Raw genomic sequence first — 19,996 nt, 5'->3', positions numbered from 1 at the left:
GGCGCCAGCCCCCTTTTGCAAAGGGGGCGAATTGTCGCGCGGCCTCTCTCCCTTCCTCCCGTCGCGTCGTGCCGTTCCCCCCTTTGAAAAAGGGGGGCTAGGGGGGATTTGCTCTTACCCGCGCAACAAACAAAAACGCCGGGATTCCCCGGCGTTTTTCGCTACCTACAACCCACGTCGACTCAAACCTTATACCCGGTATGAATCGCGCAAATCCCACCGCTCAGATTCTTGTAATCCACCCGCGCGAACCCCGCCTCGCCCATCATCCGCTTAAGCTCATCCTGCGGCGGATGCTTGCGAATGCTCTCGGCCAAATACCGATAACTATCGCTATCGCCCGCAAACAACTGCCCCAACTTGGGCAACACATTGAACGAATGGAAGTCGTAGATCGGCTTGAACCAATCGGCCTTGACCTCGGAAAACTCCAACACCCGCGCCTGCCCGCCGACCTTGAGCACGCGCAGCATTTCGCGCAGCGCCGCGTCCTTGTCGGTGACGTTGCGCAGGCCGAAGGCGATGGTCACCAGATCGAAGCTGGCATCCGGAAACGGCAGCGATTCGGCGTTGCACTGCACGTACTCGAAACCGGACACCCGGCCGCGGTCGGTCATGCGGTCGCGGCCCACCCGCAGCATGTCCTGGTTGATGTCGCCGAGCACGATCGTGCCGCGGTCGCCGACCCGGTCGCGCAACAGCGCGGCGATGTCGCCGGTGCCGCCGGCCAGGTCCAGCACGCGGTCGCCGCGGCGCACCTGCGCGGTGGCGGTGAAGTAGCGCTTCCAGACCCGATGGATGCCCAGGCTCATCAGGTCGTTCATCAGGTCGTAGTTGCCCGCGACCGAGGAGAACACCTCGCCGACCAGCTTGCGCTTTTGCTCGCGCGGCACGTCGCGGAAGCCGAAATGGGTGGTGTCGTCGGATTTGGGTGTGGATTCGCTCATGCCCGGATTATCGCACGGCCCACCCGGGACGGCGGGTGAGGCGGTTTGCCGCGCGCGCCGGCCGCAGGGGGCCATCGCCCCGCCCCGGCGGTGGCATCATGCGTGGATGAGCGCGAACGTGATCTGGCAGGCCAAGGCCTACGCCGAGCTGACCCTGGACGAACTCTACGAGTTGCTGCGCCTGCGCTCGGAGGTGTTCGTGATCGAGCAGAACTGCGTCTACCTCGACCCCGACGGCAAGGACCGCCACCCCGAGGCGGTGCACCTGCTCGGCCGCGCCGGCGACGGCCGCCTGGCCGCGTACCTGCGCATCCTGCCGGCCGGGCTGAGCTATCCGCAGGTCAGCTTCGGCCGGGTGCTCACCGCGCCCTCGCACCGCGGCCAGGGGCTGGGCGGGCCGATGCTGGAGGCGGCGCTGATCGAGATCCAGCGGCGCTGGCCCGGCGCCGATATCCAGATCGGCGCGCAGTCGCACCTGCAGGCCTATTACGGCCGGTACGGATTCGAGCCGTCGTCCGAGCCGTATGTCGAAGACGGGATTCCGCACATCGACCTGCTGCGCCGCGGCACCGGGTCCGCCGCTTAAGCGCGCGTGGCGGCCGGCGGCGCGCTGCGCAACAACAGCACCGCGCCCACCAGCAGCAACAGATCCTTGAGCAGGAACTGCCCGGTGCCGCCCACGAACGGGAAGCCGTAGCCCGGCTGCCAGCCCGGCGTGGTGAACAGGAAGGTGTTGGTCAGTACGTAGGTCGCGACCGCGCCCCACAAGCCCCAGCGCGCGATCCGCGGCCGCCACGGCCACAGCGCGATCGCGCCGGCAAGGATCAACTCCACCACGCCGATGAAGTTCGACGCGCCTTGTTCGTCGAACACCGCGTACAGCCAGTTGAACAGCGGGCTGGGCCGCATCAGCCCGGCCACGCCCTCGGCCTCTACCGCGGTGAACTTCATCAGCCCGATCCACACCAGCACCAGCAACTGCCCCGCCCACATCGCATACAGGCCGCGACGCAGGCCGTCGCCGCAACCGCGCTGTTGCGCGAACACACCCAGCGCCAGACCGGCGATGCCCAGGTGCTTGAGCACGGTCTGGCCGCTGCCGATCACCGGGAAGCCCCCATACGGCGGGCTGTGTATCCACGCCGCCGGGGTCAGCAACCACAGCAAGCCCGCGCCCCAGAACAGCATCGCCGCCAGCGCCGCCCCTTTGCGCCACGCACCGGCCGGCGCCAGCAGCAACGAGGCGCCGATCGCGGTTTCGAGCGCGCCCAGCGCCGGGCTCAGCCAGACCGCGCACTCGGCCCAGGCCGGCGCGCCGGCCGCGCTCAGCGCCTTGGCCAGGGCTTCGACCTCGAACGGCCAGAACCGCATCAGGCCGAACCACAGGGTCAGCGCGCCGAGCGCGCGGGCCGAGACATTCCACCCGCGCGCGGCCGGCGCGGCTTGCATCGAACACTGCATCGAACAACTCCAGGGACAGTCATGCGCGATCGCGCCTACCCCCACAAGAGGCGGCCACCGGGCAAAAGGATTCGCGGAACCCAAGCCCTGGCCTCAGACGATCCCGCGCTTAGACCTGTCGCCTCGCCACCCCGGCCTGCCCGCTTCGACGCCGCCGATTGCGCCGCTGCGGACGTACGAATCCGCCGGTCCGGACGACACATACCCGCGTCATGCTGACCCTGAGGCCTCCTGACTCTGTGCAAGGTGCGGCATGCGGCTACTTTCGATCTGCTTGCGATGGACGGCGGCGCTGCTCTTCGGCCTGGGCTGCTTCGCGGTGGCGTACTACGCGTTCACCTTTTTTTCCCGCGAGATCAACCTCAACAACCCGTTCACCGCGCGCTTCGTCGTCTCCGGCTGGGACGTGCCCGGGCATATCTTCGGCGCCGGCCTGGCCCTGCTGCTGGCGCCGCTGCAACTGCTGAGCGGCGTGCGCCGGCGCTGGCCGCGGCTGCACCGGCTCGGCGGCGGCGTGTACGCCGGCTCGATCCTGATCGCCGCGGTCTCGGCCCTGTCGCTGGCGCCGCATGCGCAAGGCGGCTGGGCCAGCGGTTCGGCGTTCGTGCTGTTGGCGCTGCTGTGGGTGGGCTTCACCGCCACCGGCATCGGCTACGCGATCCGCCGCGACTTCGCCAATCACCGCCGCTGGATGATCCGCAGCGTCGCCCTGACCGCGTCGGCGGTGACGCTGCGGCTGATCCTCGGGGTCGGCGCCGGCGCGCTGCACTTGCCGATGCTGCCGGTCTACATCACCGCGGCCTGGGCCTGCTGGACGGTGAATCTGGCGCTGGCCGAACTGATCCTGCGCTGGCCGGCGATCCGCGCCCGCCGCGCCGCGCGGCGCGGTTTCTCAACCGTCCTCGCGCGCGGCTGAGACCGCATCGCCGGGACGCTGGCGATAGGCGCTGGGCGTCTGCCCCAGTTGCCGCTTGAACGCCGCGTTGAAGGTCGATTTGGAGGTGTAGCCGCAGGCGTAGGCGATGTCGAGGATGGTGCGGGTGTCGCCGGCATCGGCCAGGCAGGCGCGCGCGGCCTCGATCCGCTGGCGGTTGATGTAGTCCCAGAAGTTGCTCTGGAAGCAGCGGTTGATGACTTCCGAGACCAGATACTCGGGATAACCGCTGCGCTTGGCGAGCTGGCCGATGGTCAGCGCGGGCTCGCGATACAACTGCTCCTGCGCCATCAGCTGCGCCAGCCGCGCTTCGACCGCGGGGAAGCGCGGATCGTCGGCGCTGGCCGGCACGGGTTCGGCCTCGGCGATCGGCGCGGGCGCAGGTTCAGCGGCGACCGTGACCTGGTTCAAGCTCAGATAGCCGATCACGAACACCCAGGCCACCACCGCGCCATAAATCAGCGGGTAGTCGATCCACGGAATCCGCACTAGCCACTGCGCCAGCGCGATGCACCAGATCACGATCTGCCAGACCGCCATCGCGTCGATCCAGCGCAGCGACATGCGATCGGCGTCCGAACGCCGCTGCAGCAGCCCGCGGCGGTAGCGCCGCACCCGCACCAGGCCCGCGATCACATAACTCAGGCCGTAGACGAACAACAGCACGTCCAGCCACGGCCGCCCTGGCCAGTGGCCGCCGTTGCGCAGGGACTCGAAGAAGGCGCGGTCCTGCGCCGCGTCGTGGGCGAACACGCCGGCGTTGACCGCCAAGGCCAGCACGAAGCCGGACAGGTGCACGGCGTCGCGACCGCTCAGGCCGCGCGCTTCGGTCAGCGCGCGCACATACAGGTAGAACAGGCTGCCGTACAGAAACGGAAACAGGCTGACCAGCCGATACGCCTTCAGCAACTCCGGCGCGGGGCCATGGAAGTACATCGCCTTGATCGCCAGATCCACGCCGATCAGCGCGATCCAACCGGCCAGCACCCGATTGGCCTGGGGATTGACCGGCCTTCGCCACAAGGCGAACGCCAACAGCGCGGCCTGGCCGACGCCGATGGCGAATACGAGACTCCAGAAGATCATGCGGCGAGGGACCGTCGGGTGGCGGCGGATGCGGCGATTATGCCCGCGCCGCGCAGCGCGCCCCTCGACCGCGCCCGGTCGGCGCGCCAGACTGCGTATCCGATATCAGGAGTTCCCGCATGCTCGCCACCCCCGACTACCGCGCCCTGCTCGCCACCGCCGTCGCCGAGGCCCGCCAGGGCCTGGCCGAAGGCGGCATCCCGATCGGCGCGGCGCTGTACCACAACGACGGCCGCCTGCTCGGCTGCGGCCACAACCGCCGCATCCAGGAAGGCGACCCGTCGGTGCACGGCGAGACCGACGCCTTCCGCAAGGCCGGCCGCCAACGCCGCTACCGCGACACCATCATGGTCACCACCCTGGCGCCGTGCTGGTATTGCAGCGGTCTGGTTCGCCAGTTCAACATCGGCACCGTGGTGGTCGGCGAATCGGTCAACTTCAGCGGCGGCCTGGACTGGCTGCGCGAAAGCGGGGTGACCGTGATCGACCTGGCCGATCAGGAATGCATCGAATTGCTCGGCGGTTACATCGCCGCCAACCCCGATGTCTGGAACGAGGACATCGGCGAAGACTGATCCGCGCCGCTCAGGCGCAATCTTGGGAAAGGAGTTCCCATGCGCACTATCGCGACTGTTGTGGTTTTCGCGTTATCGCTGGCGGCCGCCGACGTCGCCGCGCAATCGGATGAAGACGACTGCGTCGCAGGCTTCGCCGCCAGCGCCGTGACCTTGCTCTGCCGCCACACCGCGGCCGGCCCGTCGGTATCGATCGTGCAGTCCTCCGGCGCCAGTTGCGGCGGCCCGCGTCCGTTGCGGGTGGAACGCTTCGGCGCCGACAGCGTCGGCCGCGCGCGCAACATCCAGGTCGATGCGGGCGAAGCCGGCGAATGCCGCTACGCCGACGGCCGCACGGTGCGGGTGCGCGCCGAACTCGAACCCGAACCGCGCAGCGGCGCGTGCAGCGCCGATCCGGCGGTGCGGTTCTCGCTGTGGCTGGACGGCCGCAAACTGCGCAGCCGCGCGCCGGTGTCCGGCCGCTGCCAAGCGCCGCGCGCGGGCTGGCATTACCGGATCGACGCCGACGGCGCCTACGACTGCAGCGAATCGACCTGCGTGGCGCTGCCCGATCCGGCCACGCTGCCGGTCGACGCGCTGGAGTACCCGGCGCGCGGGCAGACTCCGGCGCAAGCCGGCAGCCTGCGCCGGTTGCTCGACCGCGATCCGGTCTGCGCCGCGGTCGAACGCGAACTGCGCCGCGACTGGCGCGCGTTCGACGTTTACGCGCCCAGGGCCAACACCGGCGCACTGCATCGGCTCAATGCTCCGCCCGGCAACGAAGGCACCGCGGACGGCACCCTGCCCACGGGCCTGGAGTTCGCTTACGGCGGCAGCTACCGCAACGACTTCGATTTCGACAACGACGGCCTGCTCGACCGGGTTTTCAGCAACGACAGCGGCGGCCAGGGCGGCGCTTATTTCTCGCCGTTGCTGGTGCAATCGGGAAGTCGCGCCGATCGCTTCGAAGCGCGCGCGGGCGACGACGCGCTGGTCGCGGTGCCGTGCCAATGGGATCCGTCCGCGCCGTCGCTGGGCCAATGCGACGATCTGCGTTCGGCTACGGCGCAAGCGCGGCCGCAACCGACTCAGGCCGTGCCGGCGCCGGTCGATATCGCGCCGGCCGTCGGCGTCGACGTCCAACGCGAATTCTTCCGCACCCGTTACACCACCACCCTGCCCTTCGCCTATCGCGGCGCTACTTTCATCGCCTTGTTCGGCGCCGGCACGCCGTCGCGCGATTACCTGGGCGTGTATCGGCCCGCGCCGCGCGGCGCGCAGCGCGCGGTGTGCCTGATCCAGCGGGTGCCGGCGAACATGTAGTCCGGGCGCGCATCTGTGCAAGCGGTGCGCGCGCGTGCAGAATCGGTCGCACGATGCGCGCCCCGCCGGTCCCGCCACTGTCGATCCGTCCCTACCAACTCAGCGATTGGCCGCGCCTGTGCGAAATCCACGACCGCGCGCGCATGGACGAATTGCGGCGCAGCGCCGACGTGGCCGCGTTCCGCTCGCTGGCGCGGACCGCGCACAGCGAAGGCTTGTTTCAGGATCGTCTGGACGTCGGCGAACTGGACGGCACGGTGCAGGGCTTCGTCGCCTACCGGCACAACTCCTTGAACTGGCTGTACGTGCACCCGGATTGCTACCGCCACGGCGTCGGCCGCACTTTGCTGCGCCACGCGATCGCGTTCGCCGGGCCGAGGTTCAGTACCCAGGCGTTGCAAGGCAACGAGCCGGCGTTGGCGCTGTACCGCTCGGAGGGGTTCGTCGAAGTCGAACGGCGGCCGGGGCGGTTGGCGGGGAGCGATGAGTTTCCGGCGGTGGGGGTGATTCTGGAGTTGCGGCGGTAGGCGGCGCTGCCCGCATCCCAGCCGTCGAAACCCTCAAACCCGTCATTCCGGCGAAAGCCGGAATCCATTTTGATCTTGCTTCTTCGCGGGTCTTCGGAGGCAAGAGAGCAACGGCAAAATGGGTTCCGGCTTTCGCCGGAATGACGGGGTGTGGGTTCTTGGGCTTGGGGTTTTAGGTCTTGAGGTTTTTGTAGCTTCGGATTGCGGCGGCGGAGCTACGTAGCTGCGGTTGGCTTCAACACCATCAACCAAAAAATCACGACCACACTCAAAAACGCCGGCCACCCCAACCAGAACCACCAGAACATCGTGCGGTGATAGCTATCCGGCAACGGCGAACCCGTGGCCGCCGCCTGCGCCGCCAAGCGGCGCGCGCGCGCCTGCAGCCACAGCACCGGCAACCAGCAGGCGCCGACGACGAAGAACAGCATCAGCGCGGTGCGCAGCCAGAACACCGACAGCGGCATGCCCAAATGCATCATCAGCCAGACCCCGGTGGCGAATTGCACCAGCACCGCCGGCGCGGTGAAACAGGCGTCGGCGATCACCACCGTACGCGCGGTTTCGGCGATCACCTTGGCGTCGCCGCGCTTGTGCGCGATCCAGAAGAAAAACGCGATGCCCAGGCCCGTGCCGAACAGCAAGGTCGAGGACATGATGTGAATCCACTTCACCCACAAATACGTCATCGCCCTATCTCCGATCCGCCAACACCCAGGCCACCGCGAGCGCGGGCAGCACCACCAGATTCTTGGCCAACCCGCCCAGCGGGTCCAGCCATTGCGCCGGCAACAGCAGCCCGAACGCCAAGGTGTAGGCCAGCACGCTGATGCCCATCAGGCCGAGCATCCAGCGCGGCCGCCAACCGATCAGCAAGCCCAGCGCCAGCGCCGCGTCCAGCCCTGCGGTGATCCGCGCCAACGCTACCGGCTGCCATGCGGCCATCGGCGAATTCGCCGCCAGCGCCTCGATCGTCGCCGCCGGGGTCAGCCAGCCGGCCACGGCCGAAATCAGCCACAAGGCGACGATGGCCAGGCGCAACGTGGGCGCGAGAAAGTACAGCTGCGCTTGCCAGCGGTCCTGCACTTGACTGGGCGTGGCCGCGAGCGCTTGGCCCAGATCGCGGGTGGCGTAACCGAAGTCCGATTGCAGCCGCGCATGCGCGTCGAGCGCGGTCACGTTGCCGCGCCTGAGCATGCGCCACATGGTTTCGCCGACCGGCCCGCGCCCCAGCCGTTCGCCGATGGCGACCTGCAAGCCGACCAGCGATTCGGGAAACGCGACCGCGCCGTCGCCGTCGATGCGCAGCCAGCGCCGCCACGCGGCCTGGTAGTCGCGCAGCGACATCGGCCGCGGGCCGCCGACCTGGTAGATGCCGGTTTGCTTGCCGTCGGCGGCGCGCGCGGCGATCTCGCCGAGGTCTTCGGCCACCACCGGCTGCAACCGCCAACGTCCGTCGCCGGGCAGCAGATGTCGGCCGGGAAACGCGGCCAACGCGCGCAGCAGCGAGGTGCCGCCGTAAGAGCCCGAGGCGGCGTAGACCACTGAGGGACGCAGCACTACCGCGCTCAACGGCAGCGCCAGCAGTTGTTCGTCGAAACGGTGCTTGCTGGCGATGAAGCCGCCGTCGGCGGGCTCGCCCAGGGCCGAGATCTGCACGAAACGCGGCACGCCGGCGGCGAGGCAGGCCTGCGCCAAGGCCAGCGGGCCGTCGATGTGGATGGCTTGGAAGGTTTGCGCGCCGGTTTCGCGCAGGATGCCGGCGACGTTGACCACCGCGTCGACGCCTTGCAGCGTGTCGCGCCAATCTTGCGGCGAGGTCATGCGCGCCAGATCGGCGATGCGTTGATCCGCGCGCGGCGGTGTGCCGTTATCGCGCACGCCGCGCAGGATGCGCCAGCCGTGGCGTTGCAGCGCGGCGATGAGGTAACCGGCGAGGAAGCCGTTGGCGCCGACTACGAGTGCGGTTTTCGGTGGGGTCGCGTCGGTCCGTGGCGCGGGTGCGGGTGCTGGGTCGTCCATGGGGCGACACGGTAGCAGAGCGGATGGGGCTGTCGGAACTGGCGGCCCTCACCCCAACCCCTCTCCCGCAAGCGGGAGAGGGGCTTTACAGCGCGGTGTTCTTCGCTAGCGACGCAACAGTTCCCTCTCCCGCTTGCGGCGCCCGAAGGGTGTGCAAGGCTGAGAGGGTTAGGGTGAGGGCCGCTCTGAGCCCTTAAAGAATGTAACGACTCAAATCCGGATCCTGCACCAGTTCGCCCAAGTGCTGATCCACATACGCCTTATCGATAGTCACCGCCTGCCCATCGCGATCCGGGGCCTCATAGCTCAGCGTATCGAGCAACCGCTCCAACACCGTATGCAACCGCCGCGCGCCGATGTTTTCCTGTCGCTCGTTGACCTGCGCGGCGATCTCCGCCAACCGGTCCACCGCGTCGGCGCTGAACTGCAGGTTCACGCCCTCGGTCTTGAGCAGTTCGACATACTGCGTGGTCAACGCCGCCTTGGGTTCGGTGAGGATGCGGACGAAATCGTCCTTGCTCAGCGCGCCCAGCTCCACCCGGATCGGGAAACGGCCCTGCAACTCCGGAATCAGATCGCTGGGCTTGGCCAGATGGAATGCGCCGGAGGCGATGAACAAAATATGATCGGTCTTGACCGCGCCATACTTGGTGCTGACCGTCGAACCTTCCACCAACGGCAGCAGATCGCGCTGCACGCCTTCGCGGCTGACATCGCCGCCGCTGACGCCGGCCTCGCCGCGTTTGGCGACCTTGTCGATCTCATCGATGAACACGATGCCGTGCTGCTCGCAAGCCTCGATCGCGGCCTGACGGATATCGTCTTCGTTGACCAGCTTGCCGGCCTCTTCCTCGATCAGCTGCGGACGCGCGGCCTTGATCGACAAATGCTTCTTGTGGGTCTTGCCGCCCGACACCTGCGAGAACATCTGCCGCAGCTGCTGGCCCATTTCCTCCATCCCGGGCGGGGCCATGATGTCGACGCCGCCGAGGTTGACCGCGGCTTCGATCTCGATCTCGCGTTCGTCCAGCTCGCCGCTGCGCAACTGCTTGCGCAGCTTGGCGCGGGTGTCGCTGTCGGGCGCGCTGTGATCGGCCGCCGGCGTTTCCGAACCGAAGCCGAAACCGCCGGGCACGCGCTTGGGCAGCAGCGCGTCGAGGATGCGGTCTTCGGCGCGGTCTTCGGCCTGGGTGCGCACCCGGATCTTGGCTTGTTCGCGGTACAGCTTGACCGCGGTGTCGGCCAGATCGCGCACGATCTGCTCGACGTCCTTGCCGACGTAACCCACTTCGGTGAAGCGGGTCGCCTCGACCTTGACGAACGGCGCGTTGGCCAAGGTGGCCAGACGCCGCGCGATCTCGGTCTTGCCGACGCCGGTCGGGCCGATCATCAGAATGTTCTTGGGCATCACCTCGTTGCGCAGATCGTCGCTGAGCTGCATGCGCCGCCAACGGTTGCGCAAGGCGATGGCGACCGCGCGCTTGGCCGCGTGCTGGCCGACGATGTGTCGATCCAACTCCTGCACGATCTCGCGCGGAGTCATGGTGGCGTGAGTGTTGTCGGGTTTCATTGGGAGGTCGGAAATAAGGGATCGGGGGATGGGAAATAGTTGAGAGCGCTGCACGGTGTCGGGAGAGAACCGAATGACTCGACGTCACCCACAGTTCCCCATCCCCTTATCCCGCGTTACAGCTCTTCGACCACCACGTTGCGATTGGTATAGATGCACACATCGCCGGCGATGCCGATCGCCTCGGTGGCGATGGTTCGCGCGTCCAGCTGGGTGTGCGCCATCAACGCGCGCGCGGCCGACAGCGCATACATGCCGCCCGAGCCGATCGCGATGATGCCGTCTTCCGGCTCGATCACATCGCCGGTGCCGCTGATGATCAGCGAGGTTTCCTTATCGGCCACCGCCAGCAGGGCTTCGAGTTTTCCGAGTCTGCGTTCGGTGCGCCAATCCTTGGCCAGCTCGACCGCGGCGCGGGTCAATTGGCCGTGCTTTTCCAGCTTGGCTTCGAACAGTTCGAACAGGGTGAACGCATCGGCGGCGGCGCCGGCGAAACCGGCCAGCACATGGCCTTCGCGGCCGAGCCGGCGCACCTTGCGCGCGTTGGATTTCATCACCGTGTGGCCGAGGGTGACCTGACCGTCGCCGGCGATGGCGACGCGGCCATCGCGGCGGATCGAGACGATGGTGGTGGCGTGGAAAACGTTGGGGTTCTGACTCGGGTCCATTGCGGCCTCCGGGGGATAGCCCTTGGATGGGGGCTGGCGGCGGCGAGTCAAGGGAACCGAAGTGAATTGGCTCCGCCGCAACTACCCGAAGCCGCAAAGCCCCAGGCAATCATTCAGGCGAAAGCCAACCGCAGCGACGCAGCACCGCCATACCCACCCGAAGCCCAGAGCCCAAAGCCCAAAGCCCAAAGCCCTCAAATCTCCCAAACCCGTCATTCCGGCGAAAGCCGGAACCCATTTTGATCTTCGCTCTTACAACTTGTCCGGGGTTCGAAAGAGCAACAGCAAAATGGATTCCGGCTTTCGCCGGAATGACGGAATGTGATTGATCGACGTGCGAGTAATCGCCGCGGCATCCACGCACCGAACCGCGCGATAACCTACTTCTCGCTCTTACGCTTGGCCCGCGGATGCGCCGCGTCGTACACCTTGGCCAGATGCTGGAAATCCAAGTGGGTGTAAATCTGCGTGGTAGCGATATCCGCATGCCCCAGCAACTCCTGCACCCCGCGCAAATCGCCCGACGATTCGAGGATGTGGCTAGCGAAAGAATGCCGCAGCAAATGCGGATGCACCCGCTTGAACAACCCCTGCCGCTGCGCCAACTGACGAATCCGCAACTGCACCGCGCGCGGTGTGATCGGCCCGCCGCCGCGGCCAGGAAACACCTGCGCCTCATTGCCCGCGCCGGTGGACGCGCGCCATTCGGCCAATGCGTTGCGTGCGTGCGAACCCAACGGCACGCTGCGCTGCTTGTTGCCCTTTCCGAGCACGGTGACCAGGCCATCGGCCAGGTCCAAATCGCGCCAGCGCAGCGCGCACAACTCGCTCAAACGCAAACCGGAGGAATAGAACAGCTCCAGCAGCGCGCGATCGCGCAGCCCCAGCGGCGCGTCGGTCGGCACTTCGACCAGCGCCTTGGCTTCGTCGGGATCGAGCACCTGCGGCAGTTTGCGCGGCGCCTTGGGCGCGCGGATCGGCGCGGCCGGGCTGGCCTGGATCGCGCCCTGCTTGAGCTGCCAGGCGTAGAAGCTGCGGCACGCCGACAGCCGCCGTTGCAGGCTCTTGGCGGTGAGGCCGCGGCGGTGTTCGGCGGCGATGAACGCGCGCACATCCTCCACTTGCAGGCCCAGTACGTCGCCGCGCCCGCAGTGTTCGGCCCATTGGGTCAACGCCAGCAGATCGCGCTGGTACGCGTCCAGGGTATGCGCCGACATGCGCTTTTCCACGCGCAGATGATCGAGAAAGGCGGCGACGGAGCTCATGCCGCCGATCCTACCCGCTTCGTCCGCGCCCGGCATGCGCGGCGCGGGTTCAGCCGATGCGCATTCAATCCAGACATGCTTGGCGCAAACGCGCTTACTCGAACCGGCGCAGCGCCACCGCCAGCGATTCGCCCATCATCCGCAGGAACAAGGTGCCCATGCCGGGGAAGAAGCGATTGGCGTCGCGGCTGCCGACCGCGATCAGGCCGGTGCCCGGCAGCGGCAGCAAGGCGGTGGACTGCACTTCCTCGGCGCGGTCGGCGTACAGCACCGCGTGTTTTTCCGGCTGCAGGCGGCCGCACAGCGGTTCGCCGTCGCTCAACGCGTCGCGGAACGGCTGCAGGCGCGCATCGCCTTCTTCGATGATCCGCAACCACTCGCCGTCGGCCAGACCGTCGAAGCGGCGGAACACGATCAAACGGACCAGATCGCCGTTGAAATCCTCGGCCAGGCTGGCGGCCATCGCGCGCAAGGTATCGGCGGGCGTGTTCTGACGCATCAGCGCCAGGGTCAGCTGGTGGGTGCGCACGGCCAGGCGCTCGTTTTCCTGAGCGTTGCCGAACAACTCGTGCAAACGGCGCGAAAGCTCGCGGTTCTTGTCGCGCAGCACTTCCAGCTGATAGCTGGCCAAGGACGCGGCCGAGCCTTCTTCGCGCGGCACCACCAGGCTCATCGACAGGTCGGGGAACTGCTGCAGGAAACGCGGATGGCGGCGCAACCAGGCGGCGACTTCGTGGGCGCCGAACTCAACCGGCTTGTCGCCGAGTCTATCGCTCATCGATTCCATTCTCCTTCGAATACGAATGCGGTCGGGCCGGACATCGACAGGGTGCTGTCTTGATCCGGCCAGACGATGCGCAACTCGCCGCCGGGCAACTGCACGGCGACCTCGCGCTGGATCCGGCCGCGCTGCATCAGCACCGCCGCGGCGGCGCAGGCGCCGCTGCCGCAGGCCAGGGTCTCGCCGACGCCGCGCTCGTACACCCGCAAGCGGATGCGGTCGGGCGCGATCACCTGGGCGAAACCGACGTTGGCCGATTCGGGAAACTCGCCGCTGGATTGCAGCATCGGGCCGATGCTTTCCACCGGCGCGGCGTCGACGTCGTCGACTTCGATCACCGCGTGCGGATTGCCCATCGACACCGCGCCGAAACCGATCACGGTGTCGTGCACGTCGAGCACGTACTGGTCTTGGCGGCTGGCGTAGCCACGCAAGGGAATATTCGCCGGATCGAAATCCGGACGACCCATGTCGATGCGGTACTGGCCCTGGCCCAACGGCCACACCGCGTGGCGGCCGGCCGGGCTGTCGACGGCGAAACTGCCCTCGCCGGCGGCGCCGTCGCGGACCAGCCACGCGGCGATGCAGCGCGCGCCGTTGCCGCATTGCTGCGAGGCCGAGCCGTCGGAATTCCAGATCCGGTACGAGGCCACCGCGCCTTCGCTGAGCGGCGCTTCGACGGTGAGTATCTGGTCGCAGCCCACGCCGATGTGGCGGTCGGCCAGCAGGCGGCACAAGTCGGCGTCCGGCGGCGCTACGCCGCCGCGCAGGTCCAGCACCACGAAGTCGTTGCCGGCGCCGTGCATCTTGCTGAAACGCAGCGGCGCGCTCACGGCCGCGGACTCAGCCATGGCTCTGGCCGGTCGGCACCGGTTCGGCGGGCTTGCTGCCGTCGCCGGAGCCGTCCTGGGTCTTTTCGCCGTCCTGGGCCGGCTTGGTCTTGCCGTCGGCGTCCTTGCTCTCGCCGTCCTTGCCCTGCGCCGGCACCGGCAGCATGTTTTCCAGCGGCGGCGACGGCAGCGAGGTTTTGGCCTTCGGCTCGACCGCGACCGGCGGATCGTTGGCGTTGGAGATGGTCACCGGCACTTCGCCGGGCTTGGCGCGCGGCGCTTCCTGCGGCGCGGGCTGGGTCGGCAGGACCAGCGGGCCCTTGTTGCCGCAAGCGGTCAGGGCGAGGGTCAGCGCGGTCAGAGCCAGCGCGGTCGGAATCCGGAGCGAGACAAGGCGTGCATTCATGGGCCGAAGTGTAGCCCGCGAGGCTGACGGAAACGAACCCGCCGCGGCGGATCGGGCCGGCGCCGGGGATGCGCCGGTTCAGCCTGGGCGCGGGCCGCGGCGCTCAATCGCGCGGCGGTTCCGGCCGGCGCCACAGCCAGATCGCGACCGTGGTCATGATCGCGATGCCGGTCGCCCACATCCACCACTTGGGCGAGGTCAGGATCATGATCACCGCGCACAGCGCCATCATCGACACCGCCAGCCGCTTGGCCCGGCGGCTGACCGCGCCGTGCGCCTGCCAGTCGCGGATCATCGGCCCGAACTGGCGGTGCGCGAGCAGGCGCGCATGCAGGCGCTGCGAACCGCGCGCGGCGGCGAACGCCGACAGCAACACGAACGGCACCGTCGGCAGTCCCGGCACGACGATGCCGATGATGCCCAGGCCCAGGCTCGCGTACGCCAGCAGCCACCAGGCCCAGCGGAAGCGGCTGGGTCGTGGCGGCGTCAGCGGTTCGACCACGGGCGCCGGCGTTTGAGCCTGCGCGGCGGGATCGCCGCGTTCGGCGTCCGCTCCGGAGACGGCGTCGGTGGGAGGGAGCGGAACGGACATGCCGGGAGTATGCGGCCGGGTGCGCGATGAAGGGGTCCACAGCAGATGGCGGGTAATGCCGCGCTTTCAAGGCCGCGGCCGGACGATCGGGCCGCGCCCGAGGCCGCGAAAGCCATCGGCGGGCCCGAAAACGAACAAGCCCGGCATGCGCCGGGCCTGTCCGTTGGCGATCGCGGCGATGCTTACTTGGTCGAAATCTCGGCGCTGACCTGCATCCGGTCGATCATGAAGGCGTACATCTCCGACTGTTCGCGATAACGGCGGAAACGGCCCGACTTGCCGCCGTGGCCGGCGTCCATGTTGGTGCGGAACAGCACCGGCTGCTTGCCGGTGTCCAGATCGCGCAGACGCGCCACGTACTTGGCCGGCTCCCAATACTGGACCTGCGAATCCCACAGGCCGGTGCCGACGAACATCGCCGGATAGGCCTGTTTCTTGAGATTGTCGTAAGGCGAGTACGACAGCATGTAGTCGTAGTAATCCTTCTTTTCCGGGTTGCCCCACTCATCGTATTCGTTGGTGGTCAGCGGAATGCTGGCGTCGAGCATGGTGGTGACCACGTCCACAAACGGCACCTGCGACAGGATCACCCGGTACTTGTCGGCGGCCATGTTGGTGATCGCGCCCATCAACAAGCCGCCGGCGCTGCCGCCGTACGCGGCGACACGGTCGGGCGCGGCGTAACCGGCCTTGACCAGGGCGTCGGTGACGTCGACGAAGTCGTTGAAGGTGTTCTGCTTGTGGAACAGCTTGCCGTCGTCGTACCACTTGCGGCCCATTTCCTGGCCGCCGCGGATGTGCGCGATCGCGTAGACCATGCCGCGGTCAAGCAAGCTGACGATGGTGCCGTTGAAGCCCGGGTCCATCGACATGCCGTAGCTGCCGTAGGCGTATTGCAGCATCGCCGCCTTGCCGTTCTTCTCGAAGCCCTTCTTGTAGACCAGCGACACCGGCACCTTGACGCCGTCGCGCGCGGTCGCCCAGAAGCGCTCGGTCACGTACTTGTCGGCGTCGTAACCGATCACCGGCTGGCGCTTGAGCAACTTGCGCTCGCCGGTCTGGGTGTTGAGCTCGTAAGTGGTCGCCGGGGTGGTCAGCGAGGTGTAGGTGTAACGCAGCCACGGCGTGTCGTGTTCGGAGTTGGTCGACAGGCCCATCGAGAACGCGGGCTCATCGGCCTTGACGAATTCTTCCTTGCCGTCCTTGCCGATCAGGCGCAGGCGTTCGAGCGCGTTGGAACGCTCGGAAATCGCGGTGAAGCCGTCGAACAGATCGAAGCCTTCGATGAACACGTCGTCGCGGTGCGGGACCCAGTCCTTCCAGTCCTTGCGCGAACGCGCGCCGTCGGGCGCGGTGACCAGCTTGAAGTTCGGCGCGGGCTTGCCGTCGGCGCCGGGCGCGTTGGTGCGGATCACCCAGCGGCCGTCGAGATGGTCGGCGTCGTATTCGACATCGCGCTCGCGCGGCGCCAGCACCGCGAATTCCTTCGGATCGGCGGCCGACGCACAGCGCATTTCGCTGGACACGGTGCTGTGCACGCTGATGCACAGATACGCGTCGTCGCGGGTGCGGCCCAGGCCCATGTAGAAGCTGTCGTCCTTTTCTTCGTAGACCAGCGTATCGCTGGCCACCGGCGTGCCGAGCACGTGCTTTTTCACTCGCACGGTCAGCAGGGTTTCCGGGTCGTTCTCGATGTAGAACAGGGTCTTGTTGTCGTCGGCCCAGACCGCATCGCCGGAGCTGTTTTCGATGACTTCCGGGTAGATCTCGCCGGTAGTCAGGTTCTTGAAGCGGATCTTGTACTGGCGCCGGCCGACCGCGTCGTCGGCCCAGGCCAGGATGGTGTTGTCCTGGGTCACTTCCAGGCCGGCGGCGCTGAAGTAATCCTTGCCCTTGGCCATCGCGTTGACGTCGAGCAGGATTTCCTCGGCCGCCTCCATGCTGCCCTTGCGGCGGGCGTGGATCGGATAGTCCTGGCCGGTTTCGAAACGGGTGTAGTACCAATAGCCGCGCTCGCGGTACGGCACCGAGCTGTCGTCCTGCTTGATCCGGCCGACGATCTCGCCGTAGAGCGCGTCCTCCACCGGCTTGAGCGGCTTCATGAACGCATCGACGTAGGCGTTCTCGGCGTTGAGATAGGCCAGCATCTCCGGGTTCTTGCGCTTGTCGTCGCGCAACCAGTAGTACTCATCGCCGCGCTGCGCGCCGTGCGGCGCCTTGACTTGATGCGGCTTCTTGGCGGCGTCCGGCGGCGTGGGCAGGCCGGCGGCGGGGGCGTTGAGGGTCGTGGTCATCAGGAGCGTGGCCGCTAAAGTGAGTAGAGTCGGTTTCATATAGGGTCCGTCGGATTATTCCTCAATGGCGCGCGATGGCGCGCCGGGAAATGCGGTACGGGTGTTCGAATTCGGGAACCGAATGCTGGGCGGGGCGGGATCGCTCCGGGACGTCTCGCCATCCCGTCATTCCGGCGAAAGCCGGAACCCATTTTGCGGTTGCTTCCCGGTTGGCGCCTTAGCGAAAGCAGAAGCAAGAGCAAAATGGATTCCGGCTTTCGCCGGAATGACGGTTGGTGGTCGGTTGCGGATTACGCCGCAACGGCGGTGGCCATCGCGCGGGATGCATGCGCGCCAAGGCTGGCGATTGCCGTCCGCCCATACACGAACGGGCGCCCGAAGGCGCCCGCTCGAAAGGGCCGAGGCGCGCGCAGGCGCCCGGCCGGTGGCGAAACCGAAGCTCGCCACGGGTCGGATCACTTAGCCAACTGCTCCCACAAGAACGTGTACGCCAGCGCGTCCATATGCGCCTTCTGCGCATTGTTGGCCGCGCCGCCGTGGCCGCCTTCGATGTTTTCGTAGTAGGTCACGTTCTTGCCGGCGTCGAGCATCTTGGCCGCCATCTTGCGCGCATGGCCCGGATGGACGCGGTCGTCCTTGGTCGAGGTCATGAAGATCACCGGCGGATATTCGCGCTTGGCGTCGAACAGGTGATACGGCGAGAAGGTCTTGATGAACGACCAGTCGGCGGTGTCCGGGTTGCCGTATTCGGCCATCCACGACGCGCCGGCCAGCATGTGGTTGTAGCGCTTCATGTCCAGCAGCGGCACCTGCACCACCACCGCGCCGAACAGGTCCGGGTACTGGACCAGCATGTTGCCGGTCAGCAGGCCGCCGTTGCTGCCGCCCTGCACGCCCAGGTGCGGGGTCGAGGTGATCTTGCGCGCGATCAGATCCTGGCCGACCGCGGCGAAGTCCTCATAGGCCTTGTGGCGATTGGCCTTGAGCGCGGCCTGGTGCCAGCGCGGGCCGTACTCGCCGCCGCCGCGGATGTTGGCCACCGCGTACACGCCGCCCTTCTCCAGCCAGCCCTTGCCGATGGCGCCGGAGTAGCTCGGGGTCAGCGAAATCTCGAAGCCGCCGTAGCCGTACAGCAAGGTCGGGGCCTTGCCGTCGAGCTTGAGGTCCTTCGGCCGCACCACGAAGTACGGCACCCGGGTGCCGTCCTTGCTCTTGGCGAAGTGCTGCTCGATCACGTCCTTGGACGCGTCGAAGAAGGTCGGATTGGTCTTGAGCGTCTGCGGCGCCTTGCCCACTTCGGCCAGGGCCAGCGTGGTCGGGGTCAGATAGTCCGACGCGCTCATCCACACCGCGTCGCTCTCGTCGTTGTCGACCGCCGCAACCGCGACCGTGCCGAACGCCGGCGCGCCGACGAAGGCGCTGCGCTTCCACTCGCCCGGCGCGCCGTTTTCGGTCGGGGTCAGCACGCTGAGCTTGTACTTGACGTCGTCGAGCACGTTGAGGATCAGGTGATGCCGCGTCCACACCGCGCTCGCCAGCGAGGTGGTCTCGGTCGGCGCGAACAGGGTGGTGAAGCTGCGCTTGCCGGCCAGGAAGTCGTCGAACTTGATCGCGATCAGGCTGCCGGAAGCGTACTTCTTGCCGCCGGCTTCGTACGGGTCGCGCAGTTCGGCGACCAGCCATTCGCGGTGCGCGTACTTGCTGGCCGAGTTGGGCAGATCGATCTTGGTCAGCTTGCCGTCGTTGCCGCGCAGGTACAGCTCATCGTTGTAGAACGCCAGCGCGCGCTGGACGAAGTCGCGCTCGAAACCCGGGGTGGAGTCGTGCATGGCCGAGACGGCCATGTCGGTGTCCTTGCCCTCGTAAACCAAGGTCGCATCGGCCATCGGCGTACCGCGCTTCCACAGGCGCACGGTGCGCGCGTAACCCGAGGAGGTCATCGTGCCCTTGCCGAAGTCGGTGGCGACGTAGACATGGTCGCGGTCGATCCAGTTCAGGCTGCCCTTGGCTTCGGGACGGTAGAAGCCGTCCTTGATCCAGGTCTTGCTGGTCAGATCGAACTCGCGGGTGACGTCGGCGTCGGAGCCGCCGCGCGACAGCGCGATCAGGCAACGCTGGTAGTCCGGGCGCAGGCACTCGGCGCCGTGCCAGACCCACTGCTCGTTCTCCTGGGCGTTGAGCGCGTCCAGGTCGATCACCGTCTCCCACTGCGGCTTGTCCTTGCGGTACTCCTCCAGCGTGGTGCGGCGCCACAGGCCGCGCTGATGCTGCGCGTCCTTCCAGAAGTTGTAGTAGTACTCGCCGATCTTCTCCACGCCGGGGATCTTGGCGGTGGAATCGAGGATCTCGCGGATGCTGGATTCGAGCTGCTTGAACTGCGGGCTGGTGGCCAGTTCGGACTCGGTCTTGGCGTTGCGCGCCTGCACCCAGTCCAGTGCGCGCTTGGAGGCGACGTTTTCGCCCTCTCCCTCAAGCCAGATATAGGGATCGTCGGTCACAGGCTTCTCCTGGGCATAGAGGGCGCCGGAGGCCGAAGCCGCGGCCAGGCCGGCCGCGAAGAACAAGGACTGACGGGTCGATTTCGTGGGCATGGCGCATCCGGAAAAAAAACAAGGCCGCCACGCTAGCACAGGGTGGCGGGGCCCCCGCCTGTCCAAGGTCATGTAGGGAGTTGCACGGTTTGGCACGTTACCCGGCCCGGCGGCCGGGGGCGCCCGGCCTGCGAGCGGCGCGGGC

The 19,996-nt window shown here is 67.4% G+C and carries 19 protein-coding genes; 5 read left to right on the top strand and 14 right to left on the bottom strand.

Annotated elements, in window-relative coordinates; genetic code table 11:
- Positions 1-182: 182 nt before the first annotated feature.
- A complete protein-coding gene (gene ubiE, locus V7787_RS42940) occupies positions 183-947 on the bottom strand; it encodes a bifunctional demethylmenaquinone methyltransferase/2-methoxy-6-polyprenyl-1,4-benzoquinol methylase UbiE (protein WP_336093762.1) in 765 nt (254 codons plus the stop codon).
- A gap of 106 nt (positions 948-1,053) precedes the next feature.
- Between ubiE and V7787_RS42935 the strand changes: the two genes are divergently transcribed.
- Complete coding sequence (locus V7787_RS42935) at positions 1,054-1,533, top strand: GNAT family N-acetyltransferase (protein WP_336093761.1); 480 nt, start codon at positions 1,054-1,056, stop codon at positions 1,531-1,533.
- Here V7787_RS42935 and V7787_RS42930 read toward each other — a convergent pair.
- Positions 1,530-2,408 carry a DUF417 family protein gene (locus tag V7787_RS42930; protein ID WP_336093759.1) on the bottom strand — a complete coding sequence of 293 codons (879 nt, stop codon included), beginning with the start codon at positions 2,406-2,408 and terminating at the stop codon, positions 1,530-1,532. The genes V7787_RS42935 and V7787_RS42930 overlap by 4 nt on opposite strands.
- A 253-nt stretch (positions 2,409-2,661) precedes the next feature.
- On the opposite strand from V7787_RS42930, the gene V7787_RS42925 reads away from it, so the two are divergent.
- Entirely contained in the window at positions 2,662-3,324 is a 663-nt protein-coding gene (locus V7787_RS42925; protein WP_336093758.1) for a DUF2306 domain-containing protein, read from the top strand.
- On the opposite strand, the gene V7787_RS42920 is transcribed toward V7787_RS42925, so the two are convergent.
- A complete protein-coding gene (locus tag V7787_RS42920) occupies positions 3,301-4,428 on the bottom strand; it encodes a helix-turn-helix domain-containing protein (protein WP_336093757.1) in 1,128 nt (375 codons plus the stop codon). The genes V7787_RS42925 and V7787_RS42920 overlap by 24 nt on opposite strands.
- Before the next feature lie 119 nt (positions 4,429-4,547).
- Here V7787_RS42920 and V7787_RS42915 point away from each other — a divergent pair, with 119 nt between their 5' ends.
- The 3 genes from V7787_RS42915 to V7787_RS42905 are packed head-to-tail and all read left to right on the top strand — an operon-like array spanning position 4,548 to position 6,832.
- Complete coding sequence (locus V7787_RS42915; protein ID WP_336093756.1) at positions 4,548-5,003, top strand: nucleoside deaminase; 456 nt, start codon at positions 4,548-4,550, stop codon at positions 5,001-5,003.
- Positions 5,004-5,042: 39 nt separating this feature from the next.
- Positions 5,043-6,305, top strand: coding sequence for a hypothetical protein (locus tag V7787_RS42910; protein WP_336093755.1), 1,263 nt, complete (start codon positions 5,043-5,045; stop codon positions 6,303-6,305).
- 53 nt (positions 6,306-6,358) lie between these two features.
- Positions 6,359-6,832 (top strand): GNAT family N-acetyltransferase, encoded by a 474-nt coding sequence (locus tag V7787_RS42905; RefSeq protein ID WP_336093753.1) that lies wholly within the window; start codon positions 6,359-6,361, stop codon positions 6,830-6,832.
- Between the two features lie 215 nt (positions 6,833-7,047).
- Here V7787_RS42905 and V7787_RS42900 read toward each other — a convergent pair whose 3' ends face one another.
- The 11 genes from V7787_RS42900 to V7787_RS42850 form a co-directional block, all read right to left on the bottom strand.
- A complete protein-coding gene (locus V7787_RS42900; RefSeq protein ID WP_336093752.1) occupies positions 7,048-7,521 on the bottom strand; it encodes a DUF2269 family protein in 474 nt (157 codons plus the stop codon).
- 4 nt (positions 7,522-7,525) lie between these two features.
- Positions 7,526-8,854: an NAD-dependent epimerase/dehydratase family protein gene (locus V7787_RS42895; protein WP_336093751.1), complete on the bottom strand. Its 1,329-nt coding sequence runs from the start codon at positions 8,852-8,854 to the stop codon at positions 7,526-7,528.
- A 193-nt stretch (positions 8,855-9,047) separates the two neighbouring features.
- A complete protein-coding gene (gene hslU, locus V7787_RS42890) occupies positions 9,048-10,424 on the bottom strand; it encodes an ATP-dependent protease ATPase subunit HslU (RefSeq protein WP_336093750.1) in 1,377 nt (458 codons plus the stop codon).
- 116 nt (positions 10,425-10,540) lie between these two features.
- Positions 10,541-11,092 (bottom strand): ATP-dependent protease subunit HslV, encoded by a 552-nt coding sequence (gene hslV, locus V7787_RS42885; RefSeq protein WP_336093749.1) that lies wholly within the window; start codon positions 11,090-11,092, stop codon positions 10,541-10,543.
- A gap of 380 nt (positions 11,093-11,472) precedes the next feature.
- Positions 11,473-12,357, bottom strand: a complete 885-nt coding sequence (gene xerC, locus V7787_RS42880; protein ID WP_336093748.1) for a tyrosine recombinase XerC — start codon at positions 12,355-12,357, stop codon at positions 11,473-11,475.
- 94 nt (positions 12,358-12,451) lie between these two features.
- Positions 12,452-13,135, bottom strand: coding sequence for a DUF484 family protein (locus V7787_RS42875; protein ID WP_336093747.1), 684 nt, complete (start codon positions 13,133-13,135; stop codon positions 12,452-12,454).
- The gene (gene dapF, locus V7787_RS42870) at positions 13,132-13,989 is read right to left on the bottom strand and encodes a diaminopimelate epimerase (protein WP_336093746.1); all 858 of its coding nucleotides are present in this window, start codon (positions 13,987-13,989) and stop codon (positions 13,132-13,134) included. Before dapF ends, V7787_RS42875 begins: the two co-directional genes overlap by 4 nt.
- The gene (gene lptM / locus V7787_RS42865) at positions 13,982-14,374 is read right to left on the bottom strand and encodes an LPS translocon maturation chaperone LptM (RefSeq protein ID WP_336093745.1); all 393 of its coding nucleotides are present in this window, start codon (positions 14,372-14,374) and stop codon (positions 13,982-13,984) included. Before lptM ends, dapF begins: the two co-directional genes overlap by 8 nt.
- A gap of 103 nt (positions 14,375-14,477) precedes the next feature.
- The gene (locus tag V7787_RS42860) at positions 14,478-14,966 is read right to left on the bottom strand and encodes a YbaN family protein (RefSeq protein ID WP_336093744.1); all 489 of its coding nucleotides are present in this window, start codon (positions 14,964-14,966) and stop codon (positions 14,478-14,480) included.
- A gap of 182 nt (positions 14,967-15,148) precedes the next feature.
- Entirely contained in the window at positions 15,149-17,260 is a 2,112-nt protein-coding gene (locus V7787_RS42855) for a S9 family peptidase (protein ID WP_336093743.1), read from the bottom strand.
- Positions 17,261-17,715: 455 nt separating this feature from the next.
- A complete protein-coding gene (locus V7787_RS42850) occupies positions 17,716-19,851 on the bottom strand; it encodes a prolyl oligopeptidase family serine peptidase (RefSeq protein ID WP_336093742.1) in 2,136 nt (711 codons plus the stop codon).
- Between the last annotated feature and the right edge of the window lie 145 nt (positions 19,852-19,996).

It is taken from the genome of Pseudomonas sp. CGJS7 (assembly GCF_036961695.1).
The sequence above is the reverse complement of the archived record's forward strand: the minus strand, read 5'-3'. Positions and strand labels throughout refer to the sequence as shown.

Coding starts and splice junctions, on each gene's coding strand:
- ubiE (WP_336093762.1), bottom strand. CDS start 947: ATGAGCGAATCCACACCCAAATCCGACGACACCACCCATTTCGGCTTC.
- V7787_RS42935 (WP_336093761.1), top strand. CDS start 1,054: ATGAGCGCGAACGTGATCTGGCAGGCCAAGGCCTACGCCGAGCTGACC.
- V7787_RS42930 (WP_336093759.1), bottom strand. CDS start 2,408: ATGCAGTGTTCGATGCAAGCCGCGCCGGCCGCGCGCGGGTGGAATGTC.
- V7787_RS42925 (WP_336093758.1), top strand. CDS start 2,662: ATGCGGCTACTTTCGATCTGCTTGCGATGGACGGCGGCGCTGCTCTTC.
- V7787_RS42920 (WP_336093757.1), bottom strand. CDS start 4,428: ATGATCTTCTGGAGTCTCGTATTCGCCATCGGCGTCGGCCAGGCCGCG.
- V7787_RS42915 (WP_336093756.1), top strand. CDS start 4,548: ATGCTCGCCACCCCCGACTACCGCGCCCTGCTCGCCACCGCCGTCGCC.
- V7787_RS42910 (WP_336093755.1), top strand. CDS start 5,043: ATGCGCACTATCGCGACTGTTGTGGTTTTCGCGTTATCGCTGGCGGCC.
- V7787_RS42905 (WP_336093753.1), top strand. CDS start 6,359: ATGCGCGCCCCGCCGGTCCCGCCACTGTCGATCCGTCCCTACCAACTC.
- V7787_RS42900 (WP_336093752.1), bottom strand. CDS start 7,521: ATGACGTATTTGTGGGTGAAGTGGATTCACATCATGTCCTCGACCTTG.
- V7787_RS42895 (WP_336093751.1), bottom strand. CDS start 8,854: ATGGACGACCCAGCACCCGCACCCGCGCCACGGACCGACGCGACCCCA.
- hslU (WP_336093750.1), bottom strand. CDS start 10,424: ATGAAACCCGACAACACTCACGCCACCATGACTCCGCGCGAGATCGTG.
- hslV (WP_336093749.1), bottom strand. CDS start 11,092: ATGGACCCGAGTCAGAACCCCAACGTTTTCCACGCCACCACCATCGTC.
- xerC (WP_336093748.1), bottom strand. CDS start 12,357: ATGAGCTCCGTCGCCGCCTTTCTCGATCATCTGCGCGTGGAAAAGCGC.
- V7787_RS42875 (WP_336093747.1), bottom strand. CDS start 13,135: ATGAGCGATAGACTCGGCGACAAGCCGGTTGAGTTCGGCGCCCACGAA.
- dapF (WP_336093746.1), bottom strand. CDS start 13,989: ATGGCTGAGTCCGCGGCCGTGAGCGCGCCGCTGCGTTTCAGCAAGATG.
- lptM (WP_336093745.1), bottom strand. CDS start 14,374: ATGAATGCACGCCTTGTCTCGCTCCGGATTCCGACCGCGCTGGCTCTG.
- V7787_RS42860 (WP_336093744.1), bottom strand. CDS start 14,966: ATGTCCGTTCCGCTCCCTCCCACCGACGCCGTCTCCGGAGCGGACGCC.
- V7787_RS42855 (WP_336093743.1), bottom strand. CDS start 17,260: ATGACCACGACCCTCAACGCCCCCGCCGCCGGCCTGCCCACGCCGCCG.
- V7787_RS42850 (WP_336093742.1), bottom strand. CDS start 19,851: ATGCCCACGAAATCGACCCGTCAGTCCTTGTTCTTCGCGGCCGGCCTG.